Origin of the sequence: Micromonospora sp. C97, from assembly GCF_018070385.1 — a bacterium.
Taxonomy (GTDB): domain Bacteria; phylum Actinomycetota; class Actinomycetes; order Mycobacteriales; family Micromonosporaceae; genus Micromonospora; species Micromonospora parva.
In genome coordinates this window covers 180,571-202,057 of record NZ_JAGPXU010000001.1, presented here as the reverse complement: position 1 = coordinate 202,057, position 21,487 = coordinate 180,571, and the positions used below count along the sequence as shown (strand labels likewise).

The 21,487-nt window shown below is 70.7% G+C and carries 20 protein-coding genes and 2 pseudogenes; 15 read left to right on the top strand and 7 right to left on the bottom strand.

From position 1 onward, the window contains the following. The first annotated feature begins 58 nt into the window (after positions 1 to 58). Genes KBX26_RS00850 through KBX26_RS00840 form a run of 3 tightly spaced genes read left to right on the top strand, consistent with a single transcriptional unit; the run spans position 59 to position 2,623 of the window. On the top strand, positions 59 to 754 hold the full coding sequence (locus KBX26_RS00850) for a response regulator transcription factor (RefSeq protein WP_030330438.1): 696 nt from the start codon (positions 59 to 61) through the stop codon (positions 752 to 754). Next, complete coding sequence (locus KBX26_RS00845; RefSeq protein ID WP_210864432.1) at positions 751 to 2,040, top strand: HAMP domain-containing sensor histidine kinase; 1,290 nt, start codon at positions 751 to 753, stop codon at positions 2,038 to 2,040. Before KBX26_RS00850 ends, KBX26_RS00845 begins: the two co-directional genes overlap by 4 nt. A 28-nt stretch (positions 2,041 to 2,068) precedes the next feature. Beyond that, positions 2,069 to 2,623, top strand: a complete 555-nt coding sequence (locus KBX26_RS00840) for a DUF5872 domain-containing protein (RefSeq protein ID WP_210864431.1) — start codon at positions 2,069 to 2,071, stop codon at positions 2,621 to 2,623. Positions 2,624 to 2,682: 59 nt separating this feature from the next. Here KBX26_RS00840 and KBX26_RS00835 read toward each other — a convergent pair whose 3' ends face one another. Then, positions 2,683 to 3,564, bottom strand: coding sequence for a LysR substrate-binding domain-containing protein (locus tag KBX26_RS00835; RefSeq protein WP_030330435.1), 882 nt, complete (start codon positions 3,562 to 3,564; stop codon positions 2,683 to 2,685). A gap of 69 nt (positions 3,565 to 3,633) precedes the next feature. On the opposite strand from KBX26_RS00835, the gene KBX26_RS00830 reads away from it, so the two are divergent. Together KBX26_RS00830 and KBX26_RS00825 are read left to right on the top strand one after the other, a co-directional pair. After that, positions 3,634 to 4,116, top strand: coding sequence for a GNAT family N-acetyltransferase (locus tag KBX26_RS00830; protein ID WP_210859312.1), 483 nt, complete (start codon positions 3,634 to 3,636; stop codon positions 4,114 to 4,116). A 139-nt stretch (positions 4,117 to 4,255) separates the two neighbouring features. Next, a complete protein-coding gene (locus KBX26_RS00825) occupies positions 4,256 to 4,789 on the top strand; it encodes a PepSY domain-containing protein (RefSeq protein WP_210864430.1) in 534 nt (177 codons plus the stop codon). Positions 4,790 to 5,014: 225 nt separating this feature from the next. Here KBX26_RS00825 and KBX26_RS00820 read toward each other — a convergent pair whose 3' ends face one another. Together KBX26_RS00820 and KBX26_RS00815 are read right to left on the bottom strand one after the other, a co-directional pair. Continuing rightward, a complete protein-coding gene (locus KBX26_RS00820) occupies positions 5,015 to 6,973 on the bottom strand; it encodes an ABC transporter ATP-binding protein (RefSeq protein ID WP_247680068.1) in 1,959 nt (652 codons plus the stop codon). A gap of 431 nt (positions 6,974 to 7,404) precedes the next feature. Next, positions 7,405 to 8,655 (bottom strand): HNH endonuclease signature motif containing protein, encoded by a 1,251-nt coding sequence (locus tag KBX26_RS00815; protein WP_210864429.1) that lies wholly within the window; start codon positions 8,653 to 8,655, stop codon positions 7,405 to 7,407. Positions 8,656 to 8,845: 190 nt separating this feature from the next. Here KBX26_RS00815 and KBX26_RS00810 point away from each other — a divergent pair. Further along, positions 8,846 to 9,223: pseudogene (locus tag KBX26_RS00810) on the top strand (IS630 family transposase); the annotation flags it as partial. Between the two features lie 52 nt (positions 9,224 to 9,275). Here the strand turns inward: KBX26_RS00810 and KBX26_RS00805 are convergent. Next, entirely contained in the window at positions 9,276 to 9,671 is a 396-nt protein-coding gene (locus tag KBX26_RS00805) for a hypothetical protein (RefSeq protein ID WP_307857721.1), read from the bottom strand. A 287-nt stretch (positions 9,672 to 9,958) separates the two neighbouring features. On the opposite strand from KBX26_RS00805, the pseudogene KBX26_RS32040 reads away from it, so the two are divergent. Further along, positions 9,959 to 10,225 (top strand): annotated as a pseudogene (locus tag KBX26_RS32040) (MBL fold metallo-hydrolase); the annotation flags it as partial. A 152-nt stretch (positions 10,226 to 10,377) separates the two neighbouring features. After that, positions 10,378 to 10,590 carry a hypothetical protein gene (locus tag KBX26_RS32035; protein ID WP_247680183.1) on the top strand — a complete coding sequence of 71 codons (213 nt, stop codon included), beginning with the start codon at positions 10,378 to 10,380 and terminating at the stop codon, positions 10,588 to 10,590. 369 nt (positions 10,591 to 10,959) lie between these two features. Here KBX26_RS32035 and KBX26_RS00795 read toward each other — a convergent pair whose 3' ends face one another. Further along, a complete protein-coding gene (locus tag KBX26_RS00795; protein ID WP_210863134.1) occupies positions 10,960 to 12,168 on the bottom strand; it encodes a chitosanase in 1,209 nt (402 codons plus the stop codon). A 268-nt stretch (positions 12,169 to 12,436) separates the two neighbouring features. Here KBX26_RS00795 and KBX26_RS00790 point away from each other — a divergent pair, with 268 nt between their 5' ends. The 3 genes from KBX26_RS00790 (at position 12,437) to KBX26_RS00780 (ending at position 14,511) form a co-directional block, all read left to right on the top strand. Continuing rightward, complete coding sequence (locus KBX26_RS00790; RefSeq protein ID WP_210863132.1) at positions 12,437 to 13,036, top strand: RNA polymerase sigma factor; 600 nt, start codon at positions 12,437 to 12,439, stop codon at positions 13,034 to 13,036. After that, the gene (locus KBX26_RS00785) at positions 13,033 to 13,749 is read left to right on the top strand and encodes a hypothetical protein (protein ID WP_210864427.1); all 717 of its coding nucleotides are present in this window, start codon (positions 13,033 to 13,035) and stop codon (positions 13,747 to 13,749) included. Before KBX26_RS00790 ends, KBX26_RS00785 begins: the two co-directional genes overlap by 4 nt. 129 nt (positions 13,750 to 13,878) lie before the next feature. Beyond that, positions 13,879 to 14,511, top strand: a complete 633-nt coding sequence (locus KBX26_RS00780) for a hypothetical protein (RefSeq protein ID WP_210860814.1) — start codon at positions 13,879 to 13,881, stop codon at positions 14,509 to 14,511. A gap of 46 nt (positions 14,512 to 14,557) precedes the next feature. On the opposite strand, the gene KBX26_RS00775 is transcribed toward KBX26_RS00780, so the two are convergent. Continuing rightward, complete coding sequence (locus KBX26_RS00775) at positions 14,558 to 16,183, bottom strand: glycoside hydrolase family 43 protein (RefSeq protein ID WP_210860812.1); 1,626 nt, start codon at positions 16,181 to 16,183, stop codon at positions 14,558 to 14,560. Between the two features lie 252 nt (positions 16,184 to 16,435). On the opposite strand from KBX26_RS00775, the gene KBX26_RS00770 reads away from it, so the two are divergent. The 4 genes from KBX26_RS00770 (at position 16,436) to KBX26_RS00755 (ending at position 20,678) form a co-directional block, all read left to right on the top strand. After that, entirely contained in the window at positions 16,436 to 17,728 is a 1,293-nt protein-coding gene (locus KBX26_RS00770; protein ID WP_210864426.1) for an extracellular solute-binding protein, read from the top strand. Between the two features lie 49 nt (positions 17,729 to 17,777). Beyond that, positions 17,778 to 18,776 (top strand): carbohydrate ABC transporter permease, encoded by a 999-nt coding sequence (locus KBX26_RS00765; RefSeq protein WP_210864425.1) that lies wholly within the window; start codon positions 17,778 to 17,780, stop codon positions 18,774 to 18,776. Next, on the top strand, positions 18,773 to 19,606 hold the full coding sequence (locus KBX26_RS00760) for a carbohydrate ABC transporter permease (protein ID WP_210864424.1): 834 nt from the start codon (positions 18,773 to 18,775) through the stop codon (positions 19,604 to 19,606). Before KBX26_RS00765 ends, KBX26_RS00760 begins: the two co-directional genes overlap by 4 nt. Before the next feature lie 88 nt (positions 19,607 to 19,694). Continuing rightward, positions 19,695 to 20,678, top strand: a complete 984-nt coding sequence (locus tag KBX26_RS00755) for a LacI family DNA-binding transcriptional regulator (RefSeq protein WP_247680107.1) — start codon at positions 19,695 to 19,697, stop codon at positions 20,676 to 20,678. 6 nt (positions 20,679 to 20,684) lie between these two features. Here KBX26_RS00755 and KBX26_RS00750 read toward each other — a convergent pair whose 3' ends face one another. Then, the gene (locus KBX26_RS00750) at positions 20,685 to 21,392 is read right to left on the bottom strand and encodes a vancomycin high temperature exclusion protein (protein ID WP_210864422.1); all 708 of its coding nucleotides are present in this window, start codon (positions 21,390 to 21,392) and stop codon (positions 20,685 to 20,687) included. Positions 21,393 to 21,487: the final 95 nt, after the last annotated feature.

The window sequence follows — 21,487 nt, the reverse complement described above, 5'->3', positions numbered from 1 at the left end:
CGCTAAGGCACGGTTAACGTGCGCCTCGCTGCCACTGACAGCGGTTAGCCTGCCAGCTGTGGCCCGCCTGTTGCTCATCGAGGACGACCTGACGATCCGTACCCCGCTGATCCGGGCCCTGCGCGAACGCGGCCACGCGGTGGCCGCGGCCTCGACCGCGATGGCCGGGCTCCGCGACGCGCTGGAGGACCGACCCGACCTCGTCGTCCTCGACCTGGGCCTGCCCGACCTGGACGGCCGCGAGTTGCTGCGGATGCTGCGCGCGGTCAGCTCGGTGCCGGTCATCGTGGCCACCGCCCGCGACGACGAGGCCGAGATCGTCCGGGTGCTCGACGCCGGCGCCGACGACTACGTGGTCAAGCCGTTCACCGCGGCGCAGCTCGACGCCCGCGCCCGCGCGGTGCTGCGCCGGGGCCCCTCCGGCGCCGACGGGCAGGACCCGACGCTGGTCGTCGGCGGGCTCCGCGTCGACCCCCGCGCCCGGCAGGTCACACTGGACGGGACCGCTGTCGAGCTGACGCCCCGCGAGTTCGACCTGTTGCACCACCTCGCCGGCCGACCCGGCCAGGTGGTCACCAAACGCGAACTGCTCACCGAGGTCTGGCAGATCCCGTACGGCGGCGCCGACAAGACCGTCGACGTGCACCTGTCCTGGTTGCGTCGCAAGTTGGGGGAGAACGCCCAGCAGCCTCGCTACCTGCACACTGTGCGGGGTGTCGGGGTGCGTCTGGAAGCCCCGGCGGCACAACCGTGAGGGCCCGCCTCGCGCTGCTGGTCGCCGCCGTCAGCGTCCTCACCCTCATCGCGTTCCTGGTGCCGTTGGCGCTGCTGGTCCGCACCGTCGCCGAGGACCGGGCCACCGTTCGGGCCACCGCCGACGCGCAGAGCCTGGTGCCGGTGGTCGGCACCGCCGACGCGGCGACCATCCGGCTCACCGTCGAGCAGCTCGCCGCCGAGTCCGGGCGACCGGTGAGCGTCTTCCTGCCCGACGGCACGGTGCTCGGCGCCCAGACACCGCGTACCCCGGCGGTGGCCCTCGCCGCGCGCGGACAGAGCCTCACCGGGGAGTCGGCGGCCGGCCGGGAGGTGGTCATCGCCGTGCAGGGGCGGGCGGACGGCACCGGGGTGATCCGGATCGCGGTACCGCAGCACGAGCTGACCGCCGGAGTGACCCGGGCCTGGTTGGTGCTGGCGCTGCTCGGCGTGATCCTCGTGCTGATCGGGTTGGCGGTCGCCGACCGGCTGGCGCGTACCCTGGTCCGGCCGATCAGCGACCTCTCGGCCGTCTCCCACCGGCTCGCCAACGCCGAGTTGGACGCCCGGGTCACGCCGGCCGGTCCCCCCGAACTGCGCGAGGTGGCCGGCGCGCTCAACCATCTCGCCAGCCGGATCCAGGTACTCCTGGTGCAGGAACGCGAACAGGTCGCCGACCTGTCGCACCAGCTGCGGACGCCGCTGACGGCGTTGCGCCTGGAGGCGGAGTCGTTGCGTGACCCGGACGACGCCGCCCGGATCACCGCCGCCGCCGACGGGCTCGAACGCGCGGTGACCGGGCTGATCCGGCAGGCCCGGTGGCGGCACAACCCGGCGGCGCAGCCGGCCGCCTCGGACGCGGCGGCGATCGTCGCCGACCGGGTCGCGTTCTGGTCGGTGCTGGCCGAGGACACCGGCCGGGCCGTCACCCTCGACCTGACCCCCGGCCCGCTTCCCGTCGGTGTGGCCGCCGACAACCTGACGGCGGCCGTGGACGCCCTGCTCGGCAACGTCTTCGCGCACACCCCCGACGGCACGCCGTTCGCCGTCCGGCTCGCGCGCGAGGCGGGCGAGGTGGTGCTCACTGTCGCCGACGAGGGCCCAGGCATGCCCGCCGGGGCGATCCGGCGGGGCGCGAGCGCCGCCGGGTCCACCGGCCTCGGCCTGGACATCGCCCGGCGTGCCGCGCAGGCCGCCGGCGGTCGGCTGGAGGTGCGCACCGGACCGACGGGCGGCGCCCAGGTGCTGCTCCGGCTCGGGCCTCCGGCGTCGCCGCGGGACGCATAGCCGGTGCGGTGCCGGGTAGCTGCCAGTCATGGCGCGGTACACGAAACCCGAGCTCCGGGAGCAGATCAAAGAAGAGGTCAAGGCCTCCGACAAGGGCGGCCGGTCGGGGCAGTGGTCGGCGCGCAAGTCACAGCTGGTCACTCAGGAGTACAAGAAGCGCGGCGGCGGATTCCTGGGCGAAAAGGACGAGCGGCAGAAGTCGCTCCAGCGCTGGGGCAACGAGAAATGGCAGACGAAGGAGGGCGGCACCCGGGCGCGCAAGGACGGCACGACGAGTCGCTACCTGCCCAAGAAGGCCTGGGAGGAGATGTCGGAGAGCCAGCGGCGCGCGACCGACACGAAGAAGCGCGAGGCGTCCCGATCCGGCAGGCAGTACGTCGCCAACACCGGGCCGGCCAAACGCGCCCGTCGGGACGCCACGACGGCCGGCCGGATGTCGGAGATGTCGGTCGCGGAAGCGACCAAGCTGGTCCGGGGCCTCGACACGCGACAGCTGAAGACCGCGCTGCGCAACGAGCGCGCCAGCAAGGACCGCAAGACGCTCGTCCAGCGACTGGAGGCGGAGCTCAACCGGCGAGGGTAGCCGGGTACGGGCGGATCCGCCCCTGCCGTGCCGTCGACGCTGCTCTTGTGCCGTCGAGGTCAGGGCACCTGCCCTACGGCCCCGAAGCTCGTCGAGGTGATCCGGTCGTCATCCCGGCGGCGCAGGATCCGCATCTCCGTGGTGGCCCCGGTGCCGGTCAACGGCAGTACCGCCACCGGCGGGGGCACCACTGCGGAGATGCTCGCCGGCGCGATCGTGACCCCGAGGCCGGCTGCGACCAGGTGCGCCAGAGTGTTCCAACTGCTGGCGACCTGGACGACGCGCGGTGTGTAGCCGGCGTCCAGGCACGGTCGAAGGTTGCGCTGGTAGGCCCGCTCGCCGGCCACCCGGGGGAAGAAGACGAACAGATCGTCGCGCAGCAGCGCGGCGTCGATGCTGGGGTCTTTCGCGCGCGGGTGGTCGGCCGGCAGGACGGCGACGAAGGTCTCGGTGGCGAATGTGGTGCCGACCAGGTCGTCGTGGTCGTCCGCGTCCCGGACCACGCCGACATCGATCTCGCCGGTCAACAGCCGGTCGACGATCTGCGCCGTGAACGCCTCGTGCAGACGCAGGTGAACGGCCGGATGGTGTTCCCGGAACCGACGGATCGGCCCGGCCAGTCCGAGCTGGATCGCCGAACTGACGAAGCCGATGTCGAAGCGTCCCTGCTCGCCACGGCCGATGCGGCCCGCCTCGTGCACATCGTCGGCGACGGCGGCCAGCACCCGCCGGCACCGGATCAGGTACGCCTCACCCGCCGGCGTCAGCGTCACCGACCGGGAGGTACGAGCGAACAGCGGCGTACCGATCATCGCCTCCAGCTGGCGGATCTGCTGCGACAGCGGCGGTTGGGCCATCCGCAGCCGTGCCGCGGCCCGACCGAAGTGCAGCTCCTCGGCGACCGCGACGAAGTACCGCAGATGGCGCAGTTCAGGATCCATATGCCAAGGATATAGATTGTTCGGAACAAGATATTGGACGTTCGGATAGCGGGCTCAGAGAATCGAACCATGAATCCGAGCACGCTGACCGTCACGTCCATGACGACCGCCGAGGAGGCCGCGGCCTTCCGGACGTTGAACGAAGAATGGATCTCCCACTTCTTCGCCGCCCTTGAGGAGTCTGACCGCAAGACGCTCGACGACCCGTTCTCGGCCATCGTCGACCCGGGTGGTGACGTGCTGATCGTCCGGGACGGCCGGGAGATCGTCGGCTGTGTCGCACTGATCCGCAGCTCGGCGGAGGTCTTCGAACTGTCGAAGATGGCGGTGGCCCCGGCGGCCCGCGGCCGGGGCATCGGCCGTCAGCTCATCGAGCTGGCGATCGCGCGCGCCCGCCAGCTCGGCGCGGCCACCCTGTTCCTGGGCAGCAACACCAAGCTTGCGAACGCCGTGCACCTCTACGAAAGTGTCGGCTTCCAGCACGTCGATCCGGAACAGATCCCGCTGCCGCCGTACGCCCGCGCCGACGTTTTCATGCGGATGGCGCTCTGACCGCTCGAAGCCGACGCGCAGTCCCGAGAGGGCGGTGCGGGATCCTCGGCTTAACCCGGCCTTAGCGTCCGGACAGCGCGGTGCTATCCCAACCTGACCGATCCTCGGAGTCGACAACCGAGGAAAGGTGGACACCACGATGAAGCGCACCAATCTGCTTCTGGCGTCGGTCGGCGGGTCGGCGGTGCTGGCGGTGGCCGGGGTCGCGCTCGGCGTCACCGCCGCGAACGACTCGCGGACCGGCGGCACGGCGCTCGCCGCGGCAACCGTCGCGCCGCCGGCCACCGACACGCCGTCGGCCCCATCGGGTACGCCGTCGAGCGGCACGCCGTCGTCCGGTACCCCATCCGGTACGCCGTCGGCCGGTACGCCGTCGACCGGTAGCGCGCCGGCGGGCAGCGCGGTCGACGAGACGCGTGCCGGTGAGATCGCGCTCGCCAAGGCCGGTGGCGGCCAGATCGTCGAGGTCGAAGCCGAGCAGGAGAACGGCCGGCCGGTGTGGAGCGTCGAGATCGTCGCGGGCGACATCGAGCACGAGGTAGACGTCGACCGGGACAACGGGTCGGTGGTCAAGGCCGAGCAGGAGCCGGTCGACGACGACGCCGACGACGACAACGACGACGACGCCGACGAGGCTGACGACGACAACGACGACGACAACGACAACGACTGAGACGACTATTGATCGGCAGCGCCGCCCGACCCGGAGTGCCTTCCGGGTCGGGCGGCGCTGCCGATTCACCCGGCGCCTCGCGACCCAGGCGTTCCGGCCTGTCCTTGACGGATGGCCGGCTGTCGCGGCAGTTTCAGGCCGTCCTTGAAGGGCGGACCGCCGCGGCTGTTTCAGGCCGTCCTTGAGGGGCGGGCTGCCGCGGCTGTTTCAGGTGGGCGAGGGCCGTCAGAGCCCGACACGCTGCTCCTGGACCGTCGGTTGCTCCAGGGCCGGCGTTTCCTGGGCCGGGGGGTGCTGCGAGGCCGGCGGGTCCTCCGGGGCCGTCGTTTGGTCCGCGAACTGGGTGCGATACAACTCGTGGTAGCGACCGCCGGCCGCGAGCAGGTCACTGTGTCGCCCGCGTTCGACGATGCGCCCGGCTTCCACGACGAGGATCTGATCGGCTGCCCGGATGGTGGAGAGCCGGTGCGCGATGACCACGCTGGTCCGGCCGGTCAGGGCCTCGGCGAGGGCTTCCTGAACCGCCGCCTCCGAGGTGGAGTCGAGGTGCGCGGTGGCTTCGTCGAGGATGACCACGCGCGGACGGGCCAGCAGCAGTCGCGCGATGGTGAGCCGTTGCCGTTCCCCGCCGGACAGCCGGTATCCGCGCTCGCCGACAACGGTGTCCAGCCCGTCGGGAAGGGAGCGGATCAGGTCGTCGAGTCGGGCGCGCCGGAGCACCTCCCACATCTCGTCCTCGGTCGCGTCCGGCCGGGCGAACGCCAGGTTGGCGCGGATGCTCTCGTGGAAGAGGTGCCCGTCCTGGGTCACCACGCCCAGTGCCGTCCGGATCGACTCGGCCGACAGTTCGCGTACGTCGACGTCGGCGAGCTTCACCGCACCGTCCTCGACGTCGTACAGGCGGGGCACGAGTTGCGCGATCGTCGACTTGCCCGCCCCGGAGGAGCCGACGAGCGCCACCATCTGCCCCGCTTCGGCGCGGAACGACACCCCGTGCAGCACCTCCTCACCGCCGCGCGTGTCCAGCTTCGCCACGTCCTCCAGGGACGCGAGCGACACCTTGTCCGCTGCGGGGTAGCCGAACCGGACGTCGTCGAACTCGACAGCGACCGGCCCTTCCGGGAGGGGTTGGGCATGGGGCCTGTCAAGGATCAGCGGCTTGAGGTCGAGCACCTCGAACACCCGCTCGAAGCTCACCAGCGCGCTCATCACCTCGACGCGGGCACTGGCCAGCGAGGTCAGCGGGGCGTACAGGCGGGACAGCAGCAGCGCGAGGGCGACCACCGTTCCGGCGTCGAGGCTGCCCCGTAACGCGTACAGACCGCCCAACCCGTAGACCAGGGCCAGCGCCAGCGAGCCGACGACGGTGAGGGCGGTGATGAAGACCCACTGCAGCATCGCGGCGCGGATGCCGATGTCCCGGACCCGACGTGCCCGCGCCGCGAACTCCGCGGACTCCTCGGCCGGCCGCCCGTACAGCTTGACCAGCGTGGCCCCGGGTGCGGAGAAGCGTTCCGTCATCCGGGTGCTCATCGCCGCGTTGTGCTCGGCGGCCTCCCGCTGCAAGCGGGCGAGCCGCGAACCCATCCGGCGGGCCGGGAGAACGAAGATGGGCAGCAGGACCAGCGCCAGCAACGTGATCTGCCAGGAGAAGGTGAGCATCACGCCCAACGTCAGCATCAGCGTGACCGCGTTGCCGACCACACTCGACAGGGTGTCGCTGAAGGCCCGCTGCGCACCGATCACGTCGTTGTTCAGGCGGCTGACCAGCGCACCCGTACGGGTCCGCGTGAAGAACGCCACCGGCATGCGCTGCACGTGGTCGAAGACAGCCGTCCGCAGTTGGACGATCAACCCCTCACCGATGCTGGCGGAGAGGAACCGCGTCACCAGACCCAGCCCGGCCTCGGCGAGGGCGATCACCGCGATCAGTACCGCCAACCGGATCACGACGCCACTCTCGGCGCCGTCGACGATCGCGTCGACCACCCGACCCGCGAGAACCGGCGCCGCCACGGTGAGAACCGCCGTCACCACACTCAGCAGCAGGAACCTGATGATCAGAGCGCGGTGTGGCCGCGCGAACTGCGCGATCCGTTTCAAGGTCGCGCGGGACAGCGGTCGCTCATCCTGCGCGTTCATCGCGTGGTGCAGAGACATCCACGCGGTAACTTCCATGCTCATGCATTACCTCCGATACCGGAGGCTAGGACCTCACCCAAGCTTGAGGTCAACTGGATTACCGACAGTGGCCGTCATGTCAGGTACGCATCGGTGCCGTCGATGACCTCCGGCACCGCGTCCAACCGCCACGCCCTCGCGTAGCGTTCGTGGAGGACTGGTGCATGGAGGTCCGCCCGCGAGCCGGTCGCGTACCGGCACGGCAAGCCTTCGTGAGTCACCACCGGCAGCGCTCTGTTCGGCCCGGTCGATAGGCGTACGGGCGGGTGTCGCTCGGCGCTTCGGTCTTTCCGCCCCTCGTGAGTCACCACCGGCAGCGCTCTGTTCGACCCGGTCGGCAGGCGTACGGGCGGGTGTCGCTCGGCGGTTCGGTCTTTCCGCTCGCTTCTGGCGTGTCGACCTGGCAGGCGGTGATCGTTCTCGGTTGGCTGCTCTTATGTTCGTCGGTGGTAGTGGTTGCGGCGGGGGAGTTGTTCGGGGTCGAGCCAGGCGGGTGGGGTGAATTCGGGGTGTCCGTCGCCTGCCAGTCGTACGGTCCAGTCGCTGTGGTGTAGGTGTCGGTGGTGGTGGCCGCAGAGCAGGACGGCGTTGTCGAGATTGGTGGTGCCGCCGTTGGCCCAGTGGTGGATGTGGTGGGCGTCGCACCAGCGCGGTGGTCGGTCGCAGCCGGGGAAGGCGCAGCCGCGGTCGCGCAGGACGAGGGCGCGTCGGAGGGTGCCGGTGATGAGGCGGCGTTGTCGGCCGAGGTCGAGTGGTTGGCCGGCGCCGTTGAGGACGGCGGGGAGGATGGTGGCGTCGCAGGCGAGGCGGCGCACGGCCTCGGGGGTGAGGTGCAGGCCGGTGTCGAGGGTTCCGCCGCCCAGTTGCCCGGTCAACCCGTCGTAGCTGGTGGTGACGACGACCTGGGCCGGATCACCGCCGTTTTCGGGCAGCTCGCCGGTGCGCAGGGCGAGGCGGCACACGTCGCTGAGGGCGTCGTGCCGGCGTTGCCCGGGAGAGCGCTCGTCGTCAGGGCCCGAGGGCGCGCTGAGGGGGTCGATGGCGGCACGGAGTAGCCCGGCGGTCTCGGTGTCGAGGATGCCGGTGAGTCGCAGGCGGCCGTCGGTGAGGGTGGAGAGGGTGAGGTGGCGGTCGCGGGTGGTGCGGCGGGCTTCGGCGTCGAGGGCGGCTTCGGCTGCGGCGTCGGCGAGGTCGGGGGCGACGTGGTCGAGGATGCGGGTGCTGAGTTTGCGCAGGTGGGTGGGGTCGAACTGACCGGCCCAGTCGGTGAGCAGGCTGACGGCTTTGTCGGCGGCCTCGGGACCGGCGGCGGTGTGCACGGTGGTGGCGGTGTCGGTGATGACTTGGGCTTGGTCGACAGTGATCTGCCCGTCGGCGAGTGCTTGTCGGATGCCGGGGTGGGCGGTGTCGAGGGTGCTGGCGAGGTCGACGAGGCGGCGGGCGGCGGTGATGGTGAGGTGCAGGCGTTCGCGGAGCCACACCGTGGTGGAGGAGGCGCCGTGGGCGGCGGCGGTGCGTCGGCCGTCGAGCTCACGGATCAGGGTCAGCTTCACCGCGGCGAGACGCTGCTCGATGCGGTGCGCGGCGTCGAGCGCGGCGATCAGGTCCTGCTCGGAAAGGGCCCAGGCGGCGGCGTCGACACACGCGGCGACCGCGCCGTCTGCCTGCGCCAACTCCTCGACCATGACCCGAGACTAGAACGTACGTACGACACTTTCAGTCATCATGATCGATTGACTGGGCGGCGGTCTATGGGAGTGCATGAGCGCCGCAGCGAGGTCGTCGGACCGGCCGACCACTGCCGCACACAGCTCGCCTGGCCGATAATGATCCGCTGTGAGAGACAGCCGCTAGTGGGCTGTCCATGACCGGCTGGTGGTTGTCGGCCGCGAAGGGCTGCGGCAGCTGCTGCGTGACAACCAGGTCAGCTGGCGGCGCACCCGGACGTGGGAAGAGTCGAAGGATCCGGACTTCGATGCGAAGCTGGACCGGATCGAGGAAGCGACCACCCGGTTCCCGCAGCGCTGCTTCGCGTTCGATCAGTTCGGGCCACTGTCGATCCGCGCGCACCACGGCGGCTCGTGGGCGCCACGGTCGGATCCGGACCGGCTGCCCGCGACCTACAAACGCACGTGTGGGATCCGCTACTTCCACGGCTGCTACCGCTTCGCCGACGACCAGCTGTGGGGTGTGAACCGCCGCCGCGAAGGCGCAGATCACACCCTGTCCGCGCTCAAGTCGGTCCGCGCGGCGTCCCGCACGGCCGCTTGACCGATCAGAGCCGATGACGTTCATGGATAGCGCACTAGCTGGCACGGCGCGGCCGGTGCAGCCAGGGCGCGACCGCGGGCGTCGCCGCGATCAGGGCGACCGCGAGCGCCGTGATCACCGCTTGCCCGATCCGGCCGGGCGTGATCCCCGGCATGGTGTCCAGCACGTAGTTGGCGTACCCGTTCGCTGCCGCGTCGCTGACGAACACGGCACAGCCGAGCAGCAGTCCTTCGATCCGGCGCAGCGCTAGCAACAGCGCCGCGAGCGGATCGAACACGGTCAGCGAGGTGAAGTACAGCATCAGCCAGGTGGGGGTGGACGGGCTGGGACCACCCGGCCGGACGCCAAGCAGGTCTCCTAGGTGGACGATCCCGCCGTACCCGAGGACGCAGACGGTGACGATCACGACGACCCGAATCCACCGGGGCACTCCGGCCCACCGCCGAAGCGATGCCGGTCTCGCCGCGCCCACTGGCCCTCCGTTCCGGTCGGGCAGTGCACCGCCCGCGCCGCATCGATGCTAATGCGGTTCCACGGACGTCCGACCATGGCGCTGAACTGTGCGCAGGCACGATCAACGACTCAGGTGGCCACGGTCCCGCCCAGGGACGGCTCCGTTCGAGCTGGTTGTCGCACTGTGAAACAACCTGATCTCTGACACGGCCTGATCGAACAGGGCCCCCGCTTCGGGCCGTCCGTCGGTGCCATAGTGGGCGCATGCGTTTGATCAAATACGGCCACGCATGTGTGCGCCTGGAGGCGGACGACCGGGTGCTGGTGATCGACCCGGGGACGTTCTCGGAGGCCGAAGCGCTCGACGGGGTCGACGAGGTGTTGGTGACGCACGAGCATCCCGACCATCTCGACATCGACAAGCTCGTGGCGGCGAGTCAGCGCAACTCCGCGTTCCGGGTGTACCTGCCGTCGGCCGCGATCGCGTCGGCCCCCGAGCTGGGCGGCGCGGCGGTCGCCGTCGACGCGGGACAGCGGTTCACGGCTGCCGGGTTCGCCGTCGACGTGGTGGGTGGGGCGCACGCCGAGATCTACGACGGTCTGCCGGCTGCGCCAACGTCGGGTTCGTCGTCGACGGCACTGTCTACCACCCGGGCGACTCGCTGTTCGTCCCGCCGTCGCCGGTGGCGACGCTGCTCGTGCCGGCTGCCGCACCCTGGCTCAAGCTCAGTGAGGCGTTGGACTTCGTGCGGGCGGTACGGCCGGAGCGGGCGTTCCCGATCCACGACGCCACGCTCAACGAACTCGGCCAGGAGTACTTCGACGGCTGGTTGGACTTCAAGGGCGGCACCGAGTACGCGCGTATCCCGGTCGGGGAGTCGGTGACGATCCGCTAGGAGCGGGTTTCCAGAAACCGGCAGTCCGCGGGCGTCTCGTGATCGCTCCTGAAGGGGTGCGCGTACGGCAGCGGTGGGCAAGAAGTTCCGGGCGTTCGACCCGGGCCGGCTCGACCACCCGCCACCGTCACACACTGCCGGACGGACAGCCGGCAACCGGCGATCACATCCACCCGGCCAGATACCCGTTACCGGCCCTCGCTCCTAGGGCCTGTTCCATAAGAACTGGCCAGCCTGCGGCGGGCCCGGACGACGACCGGCGGCGTTGCGGTTTCGTCCGGATACGACACCGGTATCCGGACGAAACCGCGCCTCGCCGGATCGCCGCCCGGACTCCGCCTCGGCTCGACCGCCCTTATGAAACAGGCCCTACCCGATGCGGAACTGGTCGCCGTAGACGGCGAACACCAGCGGGGTGTTCAGGTTGAAGTTGCCGTTGTTGAGGAACACCCGCTGGGCGGTGTCGACGCGGGAGGTGTCCGAGTGGGCCGCCTCCTTCTTCATCTCGATGACCCGCTCGTCGAGGAAGGCGTTGAGCCAGGTCCGCTCGTCGCCGCCCTGGGCCGGCGGCTTGGCCCGGTTCAGGGCGCGGCTGCGGATCTGACGCATGCCCTCGTACCCGTGCATGACCGCCGCGTCGTAGTAGGCGAACTGGCCGAGCGCCCGGACCTGGTCGTTCTTGCCGTCGCGTACCGATGGGTTGAAGTAGACCCGGTCGCGTTCGGCCTCCTGGGCGGCCTGGAAGACCGGGTCGGTGGCGGCGGTCCGCCAGTCGCGGGGGAAGTTGGGGTCGAGGCCGGAGTGCGACGGGGTGCCGTTGACGGTGCGCAGCGCCGGTAGGTAGCCGGCGAGCACGTTGCCTGGCTTGGTGCGGGTGTACGCCTCGACCAGTTCGAGCATGTCGCCGGTGCCGGAGCAGAAGCCGATGATGCCGGCGGTGTAGCCGCGCCCGTCACCGATGTCCTCGATGTAGGAGAACTGCGCGCGCCAGTCGAGCGACGAGTTCTCCGCGGCCGAGACGAGTTGCATGGCGACGTCCTTCTTCGCCGGGTCGTCGAGGTTGGTGCCGCTCGGGTTGGTGGGCGTGGGGGTGGGGGTGCCGCCGCCCGGCAGGGTCCACCGCTGGTTCGTGGTGCCGCCACAGGTCCAGATCTGCAACCGGGCGCCGTTCGCGGTGCTCCGGTCGGTGACGTCGAGGCATTTGCCGGAGCCGGAGTTGACCAGGGCGCCGTTGCTGGCGGTCCACTTCTGGGCGCCGGTGTTGTTGCAGTCGTACAGCTGCACCTTGGCGCCGTTGGCGGTCGACGCGGCGGTCACGTCGAGGCACTTGCCGAGTGCCCGGATCGAGGTGTCGGTGTTGCCGACGGTCCACGTCTGGGCCGCGCTGCCGTTGCAGTCGTAGAGCTGGACGGCTGTGCCGTTGGCCGGGTTGGCGCCGGCCACGTCGATGCACTTGCCGCCGAGGCCGGTGATCGGGCCGGCGGTCGCGGCGCTCGCCGACGGTACGCCGTAGCCGACGGCGGCGACGCCGATCAGCAGGGCTCCCACGACGGATGCGGCTGTTCTCTGGTGAACCATGGTGTTCCTCGGGGAAGGGGCGGCGTGCCGCCGGCCGGTCGGTGACCCGGCGCGGAAGTTCGGCCCCGGCGGGCACCGCGAGCATCAGGAAACTGTATTAACAGATACCAGTACGTCGATTTCCCGTCAATCGACGACCGCGAGGCGTGACAGCGCCTGTTCACCCCGTCGTTGGCGGCGCGTCCATGCCGGTGGCTATCGTCGGGCCGTAACTGATCAACGGGCCGGTCCGTCGGAACCAGCACCGTCCGACGGACAGAAGATGGTCATGGAGTCGAGTCTGCGCGCCCGGGTGCGAGCCGGTGATCCCGGCGCGTTCGCCGAGCTGTTCGACGCGTACGCGCGCTCGGTGTACAACCACGCGTTCCGGCTGACCGCCGACTGGGCCACGGCGGAGGACGTCATGGCCGCCACGTACCTGCAAGCCTGGCGTTCCCGGGAGCGTGTCGCCGAGGAGGGTGGGTCGCTGCGTCCCTGGCTGCTCGGCATCGCCACCAACGAGGCCCGCAACCACACCCGCAGCAACCGCCGCTACCGCAGGGTGGCCGCCGCGCTGATCGCCGCCGACCTCACGGTGCCCGACCACGCCGACGAGGTCGCCGGCCGACTCGACGACCGCCGACGCATCGCCGCCGCGCTCGATGCGTTGGCCCGGCTGCGCCGGCCCGAGCGTGAGGTGCTGACCCTGTGCCTGTGGGAGGGCCTCGACTACGAGTCCGCGGCGGAGGCGCTGGGCGTTCCGGTCGGCACGGTGCGGTCCCGACTGTCGCGTGCGCGTGCCCGGCTCCGTACCCTCGTCGATGCCCCGCCGCGCGCCGCGCGAGCGCCGGTCGTGGACGCCTCGTTCGTGCGGGAGGTCAGCCGGTGAACGCGCCCGACCCGGCTGAGTGGGCGGAGATCGCCCCGCACCCCGGCGATCGCGACCTGCCGGCGGGCCGGCACGAGCTGCACCGCGACCGGTTGCTGACGGCGATCGCGCGGGAGTCGCGTACCCACAGCTCGCCCCGGGTGTTGCGGCGCCCGGCGCTCGCGCTGGCCGCGCTGGTCCTGGTCCTGGTCGCGGCGGCCGGCGCCGGGCTCGCCGTCAGCTCGGGCGACGAACCCCCGGCGGCGCTGCCGTCGCCGCAGGCGAGCCGCTCGGCCGCCCGCCTCCCGCCGCCGGGCGCGGTCGCCAAGATCCGGGCGTACGGCACGGTGCGCGAACTCACCGACTCGGCGGACCTGGTGGTCCAGGGTGAGGTCGTGTCGGTGGCGGACGGGCGGAGCGTCTACCGGGTGGCCGAGGTGCTCTATCGCGACCCGGTCGCCCCGGTCTCCACGGAGATCACGGTGGGCACCGAATCGGCCGGGTGGCCCGGCCGGCCGAGCGTGCTCTACCTGGCCCTCAGCGACCCGCAGGCGCGCGTCTACGCCCCGCTCAGCGGCGACTTCGGGATCTTCGACCTCGCCGGGGAGACGGCCACCAGCCGGTCGTCGGCGATGTCGGTGACCGGTCTGCGCACCGAGGACGCCACCGGGGCGGGCCGCGCGTTCGTCACCACGCTGGCCGACCTCCGCCAGCTCGCCAGCGAGCGCGGCTGAGTCTGACAAAGCGCCAGCGAGCCCGAAAAGATGGAACCCGCCGCCCGGAGCGCACAGATAGAAGGCGTAAGCAGTGCCGCGTTCCGGGCGAGACGCCCCGGGACGGCACCGAGACGCAAGGAGTGTTCCATGGCAGTCGACCTGCGCCGTACCCGGTCTCTGGTGGCCACCGCCGCCGCCGTGCTCGCCGCGGCGGCGTTGTCCGCGTGCGGTAGCGCCGACGCCGACCAGGACGCCGCACCCGCCCCGAGCAGCGCCGCCCCGAGCAGCGCCGCCCCGAGCAGCGCCGCAACGCCCAGCAGCGCCGCCCCGCCGATCAAGGGCAAGCTGCGCGGGTACGGCACCGTGCAGCAGCTCAGCGAGGCCGCCGACCTGGTCGTCCGGGGCGAGGTCGAGGCGGCCGGTTTCCGGGTCGACGAGGTGCTGCGCGCGGCGACCGGATCGACAGTGCGGGCCGGGGCGCGGATCACGCTCGCCAGCCTGCCCAGCGGTGTGCCGGACGCGGCGCACATGTCCACCCTGGAGGCGGGCCAGGTCGTGGTGCTCTACCTGGCCAAGGACCCGACGGCCCCGACGTTCCGGACGCTCAGTGGCGACTTCGGGGTGTTCGACGTGAGCGGGGCCGGCGCGGAGGCCGTCGCCGTGACCCGCTCGCAGGCCATGGCCGTCAGTGGTCTGCTCACCGAGGACCCGGCCGCGTCCGGCCACGGTTTCCGCACCACCCTCGGCCAGCTGCGCACTGTCGCCGCCCAGGTCAGGTAGGACGGGTGGGAACGCGGACGGCACCCGCCGAGTGCCGTCCGCGTGGTCACCGCTCCCGGTAGGTGGCGAGGTCGAAGTCGGCGTGTACGTCGCCGCCGCCCAGGCCCTGCACCCACAGGCCGAGGAAGGCCCCGGTGAAGCCCCACGCCGCCGGCTCACCGTCGATGATCAGCGCGGCGTGTTCGTCGGAGAGGATGGTCGCGTCCAGCTCGACAGGTAGCCGCTGCCAACCGGTGCCGAGGTCGTACTCGAAGCGCACCGCCGGTCCGTCGAAGACGGCCCGCAGTCCGACCTGGGTGACGCCGTCGACATCGACGCTCAGCTCGGGGTACGCGGTGCGCCGCCCGTTGTCGGAGCTGAGCAGCTCCAGCACCGTCCGCCCGTCGTCGGCCCGGGTCAGGTAGAGGTGGTGCCAGTTGAGGGTGTTGTAGTAGGCGGTGATCCCGGCGAGCTGACGGTGGTCGGCCGGCGCGAACTCCACCACGGTCTCCAGCGAGCACTCCATCGCGCCGACGCGCCGCCCGACCAGGCTGGGTGCCTGTCGGCCGACCGGCGACTGCCCGCCGTGGATCCGCAGGTACGACGGGCGGCTGTGCAGGTCGACCCAGTCCGCGGTGGCCGGCCGTCGTAGCGTCGACCAGCAGCGGCCCAGCTCCGGGGCGTCGAAGTGGTCCGTCTCGGGCTCCGCCGGCCACGGGTGGGCGGGCAGATCGGGTGCGACGACCTCGTCCGCGGGCACCCCTGCGGCGACCCGCGGCCAACCGCCCGATGGCCACTCCACCCGCTGGATAGCGGTCTCCCGGCCCAGCACGCAGTTGCCCAGCGGCGAGTACGGTCGGCCGACCAGGTGGGCCAGGTACCACTCGCCGTGCTGGGTACGGACCAGGCTGCCGTGACCCGCCTTCTGCAACCGCAGCTCGGGTCGCCCGCAGGAGGTGAGCAGCGGCCCGTCCGGGTCCACCTGGTACGGCCCGAACAGCTCCCGGGAGCGCGCCATGGTGACCTGGTGCTCCCAGCTGGTGCCGCCCTCGGCGGTGATCAGCCAGTACCAGCCGTCGTGGCGGTACAGGTGTGGACCCTCGGTGAGCCCGGCCGGGGAGCCGGTGAACACGATGCGGGGGCTGCCGACCAGCCGGCGCGCGGCCGGGTCGTAGCGTTGGATCTCGATGCCGCCGAAGCGGTCACGGCCGGGTCGCCAGTCCGCGCTCATGCCCAGCAACCAGCTGGTGCCGTCGTCGTCGTGGAACAGCGACGCGTCGAACCCGCGCCCGTGCAGTGTCACCGGATCGGACCAGGGGCCGGTGATGTCCTCGGCGGTGACCAGGAAGTTCTGCGGATCCCAGTAGCCGCTGGCGAAGCTGGCCACGTCGCTGTAGACGAGGTGGAACAGACCGTCGTGGTACGTCAGATCGGGCGCCCACACCCCGTTGGAGTCGCCGCAGCCGCGCAGATCGAGTAGCCGCCGTTCGGTGATGATCCCACCGAGGCTGCGCCAGTTCACCAGATCGCGCGAGTGGTGCACGCGCACCCCCGGGTACCACTCGAAGGTCGAGGTGGCCAGGTAGTAGTCGTCGCCGACGCGCAGGATCGACGGGTCCGGGTGGAAGCCGGCGAGGACGGGATTGCGGATCGACCGGGCAGCGGTCGCCACGTCAGCGATGTCGGTCGACACGAGCGCTCCTCTCGGCGGGCGGTCTGCAACTTCCGGAAACTCGCGATCCGGGGCCATTGAAGGTCGTGCCTACGCTAGCCGGTCTTTTCGTATTAGGACAGAGGTATTGACCGGTGAGGCGACAGCTCGTAGCGTGCCGGCCATCGATCGGTATTACCGGCGAAGCATTGAAAGTTTCGGAGATCCGTGGATCCCCACAGGCCGGCTCGGCCGGCGTTCGAGCACCCCCGTGAGTCCCCGAAGGGATGGATCATGACCACGTACCTTTCCCGTCGAACGCTGCTCGGTCTCGCCGGTGCCGGCGCCGGCGCCTGTCTGCTGAGCGCGTGCGGCGACGACGAGCCCAGCGACCCGAACGCCCCGCAGACCATCAACTGGTGGCACATCCAGAACACCGAGCCGATGCTTCCGGTCTGGGCGTCGCTGGCCAGCGAGTACAAGGCCGCACACCCCAACGTCACCCTCGACATCCAGCCGCTGGAGAACGAGGCGTTCAAGGCCAAGCTCACCACCGCCACCCAGGCAGGTGACCCGCCCGACCTGTTCCAGTCCTGGGGTGGTGGCGTTCTCAAGCAGCAGGTGGACGCGGGCCTGGTCAAGGACATCACCGACGACGTGAAGCCGTGGATCGGGGGCCTGCTGCCCGCCGCCCTGGAGCCGTACACGATCGACGGCAAGATCTACGGTGTTCCGTTCGACATCGGCATGGTCGGTTTCTGGTACAACAAGGACCTCTTCACCCGCGCCGGCATCACCGCCGCGCCCACCACCTGGACGGGTCTGCTCGACGCGGTCCGTCAACTCAAGGCCGCCGGCATCACTCCGATCGCCCTGGCCGGCAAGGACAAGTGGCCGGCCCACTACTACTGGTCCTACCTCGCGATGCGCGTCGGCGGGGTGGGCGCGCTGCAGAAGGCCGTCGATGACAAGAACTTCGACTCGCCTGACCTCGTCGCCGCCGGCGACCGGCTGAAGGAACTCGTCGACCTGCAGCCGTTCCAGAAGGGGTTCCTCGGTGCGGCGTACGGGACGCCCGACGGCCAGGCCGCCGCCATGGGCAACGGCGGCGCGGCGATGGAGCTGATGGGGCAGTGGGCACCCGCGGTCCAGGCTTCCAGCTCCACCAGCAAGAAGGGCCTCGGCGACAAGCTCGGCTTCTTCCCCTTCCCCACTGTCGACGGTGGAAAGGGCGCCACGACTGAGGTGTTCGGCGGCGGCAACGGCTTCGCCCTCGGCAAGGACGCCCCCGCCGCCACCGCCGACTTCCTGAAGTTCCTGCTCAGCGCCGACAACCAGCGTAAGTCGGCGCAGACCGGCGCGGTGCTACCGACGGTGCGGGAGGCCGCGACGGCCATCCCCGACGCCAACGGCAAGCTCCTCGCGGAGACCCTGGCCAGCTACACCGGCTTCCAGCTCTACCTCGACCAGGCGTACGCGCCGGCGCTCGGTTCGCAGATCAACGACAGCGTCGCCGAGTTGGTCGCCGGCAACAAGTCGCCCGCGCAGATCGTCAAGGACATCACGCAGGTGGCGAAGACCGTCTGACCGTGACCACCCACCCATCCGTAGCCGGAGAACCCCCTGTGGAGCAGGCATGACCAGGCCATCGACCGTGTCGGACGCCAGGCGCGGCGACCCGGCGACGGACCCGCCGGCACCGGGGCCGGGCACCGTGCGACAGCGCGGCCGCCAGCCCCGGTCGGGCCGCGGCGGCGTCCTCGCCATCTTTCTCACCCCAGCCCTGGTGCTGTTCCTGCTGCTGGTCGTCGCCCCCATCCTGGTGGCCAGCTACGCCAGCCTCTACAAGTGGAACGGCTTCGGGCTGCCGGAGAACTTCATCGGGCTGGACAACTACACCCGCGCCTTCCAGGACCCGACCTTCCGGGGTGACCTCTGGCGCGGCTTCGTCCTGGTGCTGCTGTCCCTGGTCGTCCAGCTGCCCGCGGCGTTGGCCCTGGCCATGCTGCTCAACCAGCCACTGCGGGGTCGCGCCGCGTACCGGCTGATCTTCTTCGCGCCGTACGTGCTCTCCGAGGTCACCACGGCCGTCCTGTTCGACCTGGTGTTCTCACCCAACCGGGGCCTGGGCGACGCGATCGCGACGTGGTTGAGCGCCGACGCCGGCACGGTCTTCGCCGACCCGGACACCGTGCTGTACGCCGTCTTCCTCGTGGTGTCCTGGAAGTACTTCGGCCTCTACATGATGCTCTTCCTCGCCGCCCGTCAGGGCATCCCCAAGGAGTTGTCCGAGGCCGCGGTGACCGACGGCGCCTCCGCCTGGCAGGCGTTCCGGCACGTCACACTGCCCCTGCTCGGGCCGACGATCCGCATCAGCGTCTTCCTGTCGGTCATCGGCACCATCCAACTGTTCGACATGGTCTGGGTGCTCACCCGGGGTGGCCCGATCCACTCGTCGGAGACCATGGCCGTGACGATGTACGAGTACGGCTTCCGCCGCTTCGAGGTCGGCTACGCCAGCGCGATCAGCATCGTCATGTTCCTGCTGAGTCTCGTCTTCGCTCTCTTCTACCAGCGCATCGTCCTGCGCCGGGACACCGCGGGCGCGATCACCAACCAGGGAGGCCCGCGATGACCGTGAACCGCGCCCAGCGGACCCGCGGCCTCGTGCTGCACCTCGTCTGCGTCCTCGTCGGAGCACTCATCGTCGTACCGGTCTGGTTCGGCGTGCTCGGCGGCTTCAAGGACAACGGTCAGCTCTCCACCAATCCGCTGGGCTGGCCCGACCCCTGGCTGCCGTCGAACTACACGGACATCCTGATGTCCGAGGTGTTCTGGCGGCAGCTCGGCAACAGTCTTCTCATCGCCGTGAGCAGCACCGTCATCGTCGTCGCCGCGGCGGCGATGGCCGCGTTCGTCTTCGCGCGGTACGCCTTCCGGGGCCGCGAGTTTCTGGTGACCCTGTTCGCGATCGGCCTGATGTTCCCGTTCGCGGTGGCCATCCTGCCGCTGTTCGTCCTGCTGCGCGGCATGGGCCTGCTGGACAACCCGCTCGGTGTCATTCTGCCCCAGGCCGCCTTCGGGCTGCCGATCACCATCATCATCCTGCGCCAGTTCTTCCGCACCATCCCGGCGGAGATCGAGGAGGCCGCCGTCCTCGACGGCTGCGGCTCGTTCGGCTTCTTCTGGCGGGTCCTGCTGCCGATGGCCCGTCCGGCCCTGGCCACCGTCTCGGTGTTGGCCGTGGTGACCAGTTGGAACAACTTCATGCTCCCGCTGGTCGTCTTCACCGACCAGAGCTGGTGGACCCTGCCCGTCGGAGTGCAGGCATTCCAGGGCCAGTACACCGCCGAGACCGCACGGGTGCTCGCCTACGTCGTGCTGTCGATGGTGCCGGCCCTGGGTTTCTACGCGGTGGCCGAACGCCAACTCATCGGCGGCCTCACCGGCAGCGTCAAGGGATGACAGCACACCACCGCGAGCAGACCTGACGTTTCCAACAGGAGGCAGGGGGACCGTGGGCACAGCGAACGGCCGAAACGTCACCATCGCCATGATCGCCCGGTTGGCCGGAGTCTCCGTACCCACCGTCTCCCGGGTCATCAACGGCCGCTCCGACGTCGCCCCCGACACCCGGGAACGCGTCGAGGCGCTCCTCAACCGGCACGGCTACCGCCGCCGTGCACCGGCCCGGCGGACCGACGCCGCCCTGATCGACCTGGTCTTCAACGACCTGGACAGCCCGTGGGCGGTGGAGATCATCCGGGGGGTGGAGGACGTCGGCCAGGCCAGCGGCGTCGGCACCGTCGTGTCGGCCATCCACTGGCGGATGTCCTCGGCCAAGCAGTGGCTCGACAACATGCGTACGCGCTCCACCGAGGGCATCATCTTCGTGACCTCGATGGTGAACCCGCCGTTGCAGGCCGAGCTGCGTCGGCTGCACCTGCCGGTCGTCATCATCGACCCGGCCGGGGTCGACCCGCAGGAGTCACCCACCATCGGCGCCACCAACTGGGCGGGCAGCCTCAGCGCCAACCAGTACCTGATCAGCCTGGGTCATCGTCGCATCGGCTTCATCGCCGGCCCGCCGCACCTGATGTGCAGCCGGGCCCGCATGGACGGTTACCGGGCCGCCCTCGGCGCCGCGCGTATCCCCATCGACGACGCCCTGATCCGGCCGGGAAACTTCTACCACGAGTCCGGCTTCACCGCGGGTATACAGCTGCTGAGCCTGCCCGACCCGCCCACCGCCATCTTCGCCTCCAGCGATCAGATGGCCCTCGGCGTCTACGAGGCGGTCCGCAAACGCGGCCTGCGGGTGCCCGACGACGTCAGCGTGGTCGGCTTCGACGACCTGCCGGAGGTGCGGTGGTGCTCGCCGCCGCTGACCACCGTCCGTCAACCCCTGGCCGAGATGGGCATGCTGGCCGCGCGTACCGTGCTGCGCCTGGCCAGCGGCGAGCGGACCGAGAGCCCCCGGGTGGAGCTCGCCACCGAACTCATCGTCCGCGACAGCGTCGCACCTGCCCGGTCGTGATCCTGCTCAGTCGACCCGCAACGCGTCGTCGACGCCCGTCTCGCGGCGGCCCAGGTGCGCCGGATCCCGACCGGAGAGCAGGTCCAGCGCGGCCTTCAGGCAGGCGCCGTTCTCCCGGGAGGAACTGAACCACCACGTCTGGGCGTACCGCTTCGCGCTGTCGTCGCCCACCCCGTTGGCGTCGATGCCGAGCCGCCGGCACAGCGCCACGGCGCGCGGAAGATGGAAGGACTGGGTCACCACTGTGGCTCGCCGCACCCCGAAGATCCGCTCGGCCCGCGCGCACGAGTCGTAGGTGTCGAATCCGGCGTAGTCCGGCACCACCTTGTGTGCTGGCACACCCCGCTCCACCAGCCAGCTCCGCATCGCGGCGGGCTCGTTGTAGTCGGCGTTCATGTTGTCGCCCGACACGAGGATCGCCCGAACCTTGCCGGCGTCGAACAGTCGCCGCGCGATCTCCAACCGGGCCGCGAGGACGGGGGAGGGTATGCCGTCCGCGTCCACCTTGGTGCCCAGCACCAGCGCGACCGGCGCGTCCGGCACCTCGGCCTCGGCGTAGAGATGGCCGTCGGCGATGTCGCGGATCCACGTCACGCTGGCCACGGTGCCCCCGGCCAGCGCCACCGCCCCCACCACGAGCGCGAGCACCGCACGGCGGGCCAACCGCCGATGCTCCGCGTACCACCGCCTGGCCGCCCCGAATCGTCCCCGCATGCCGCAAGGCTATTCCGCCGGTGCGCGCGGCGATCGACCGCGTCGCCGTCGACCTGATGCCGCGCCGTCCCGCCGAAACACCACCACCGCAGCAG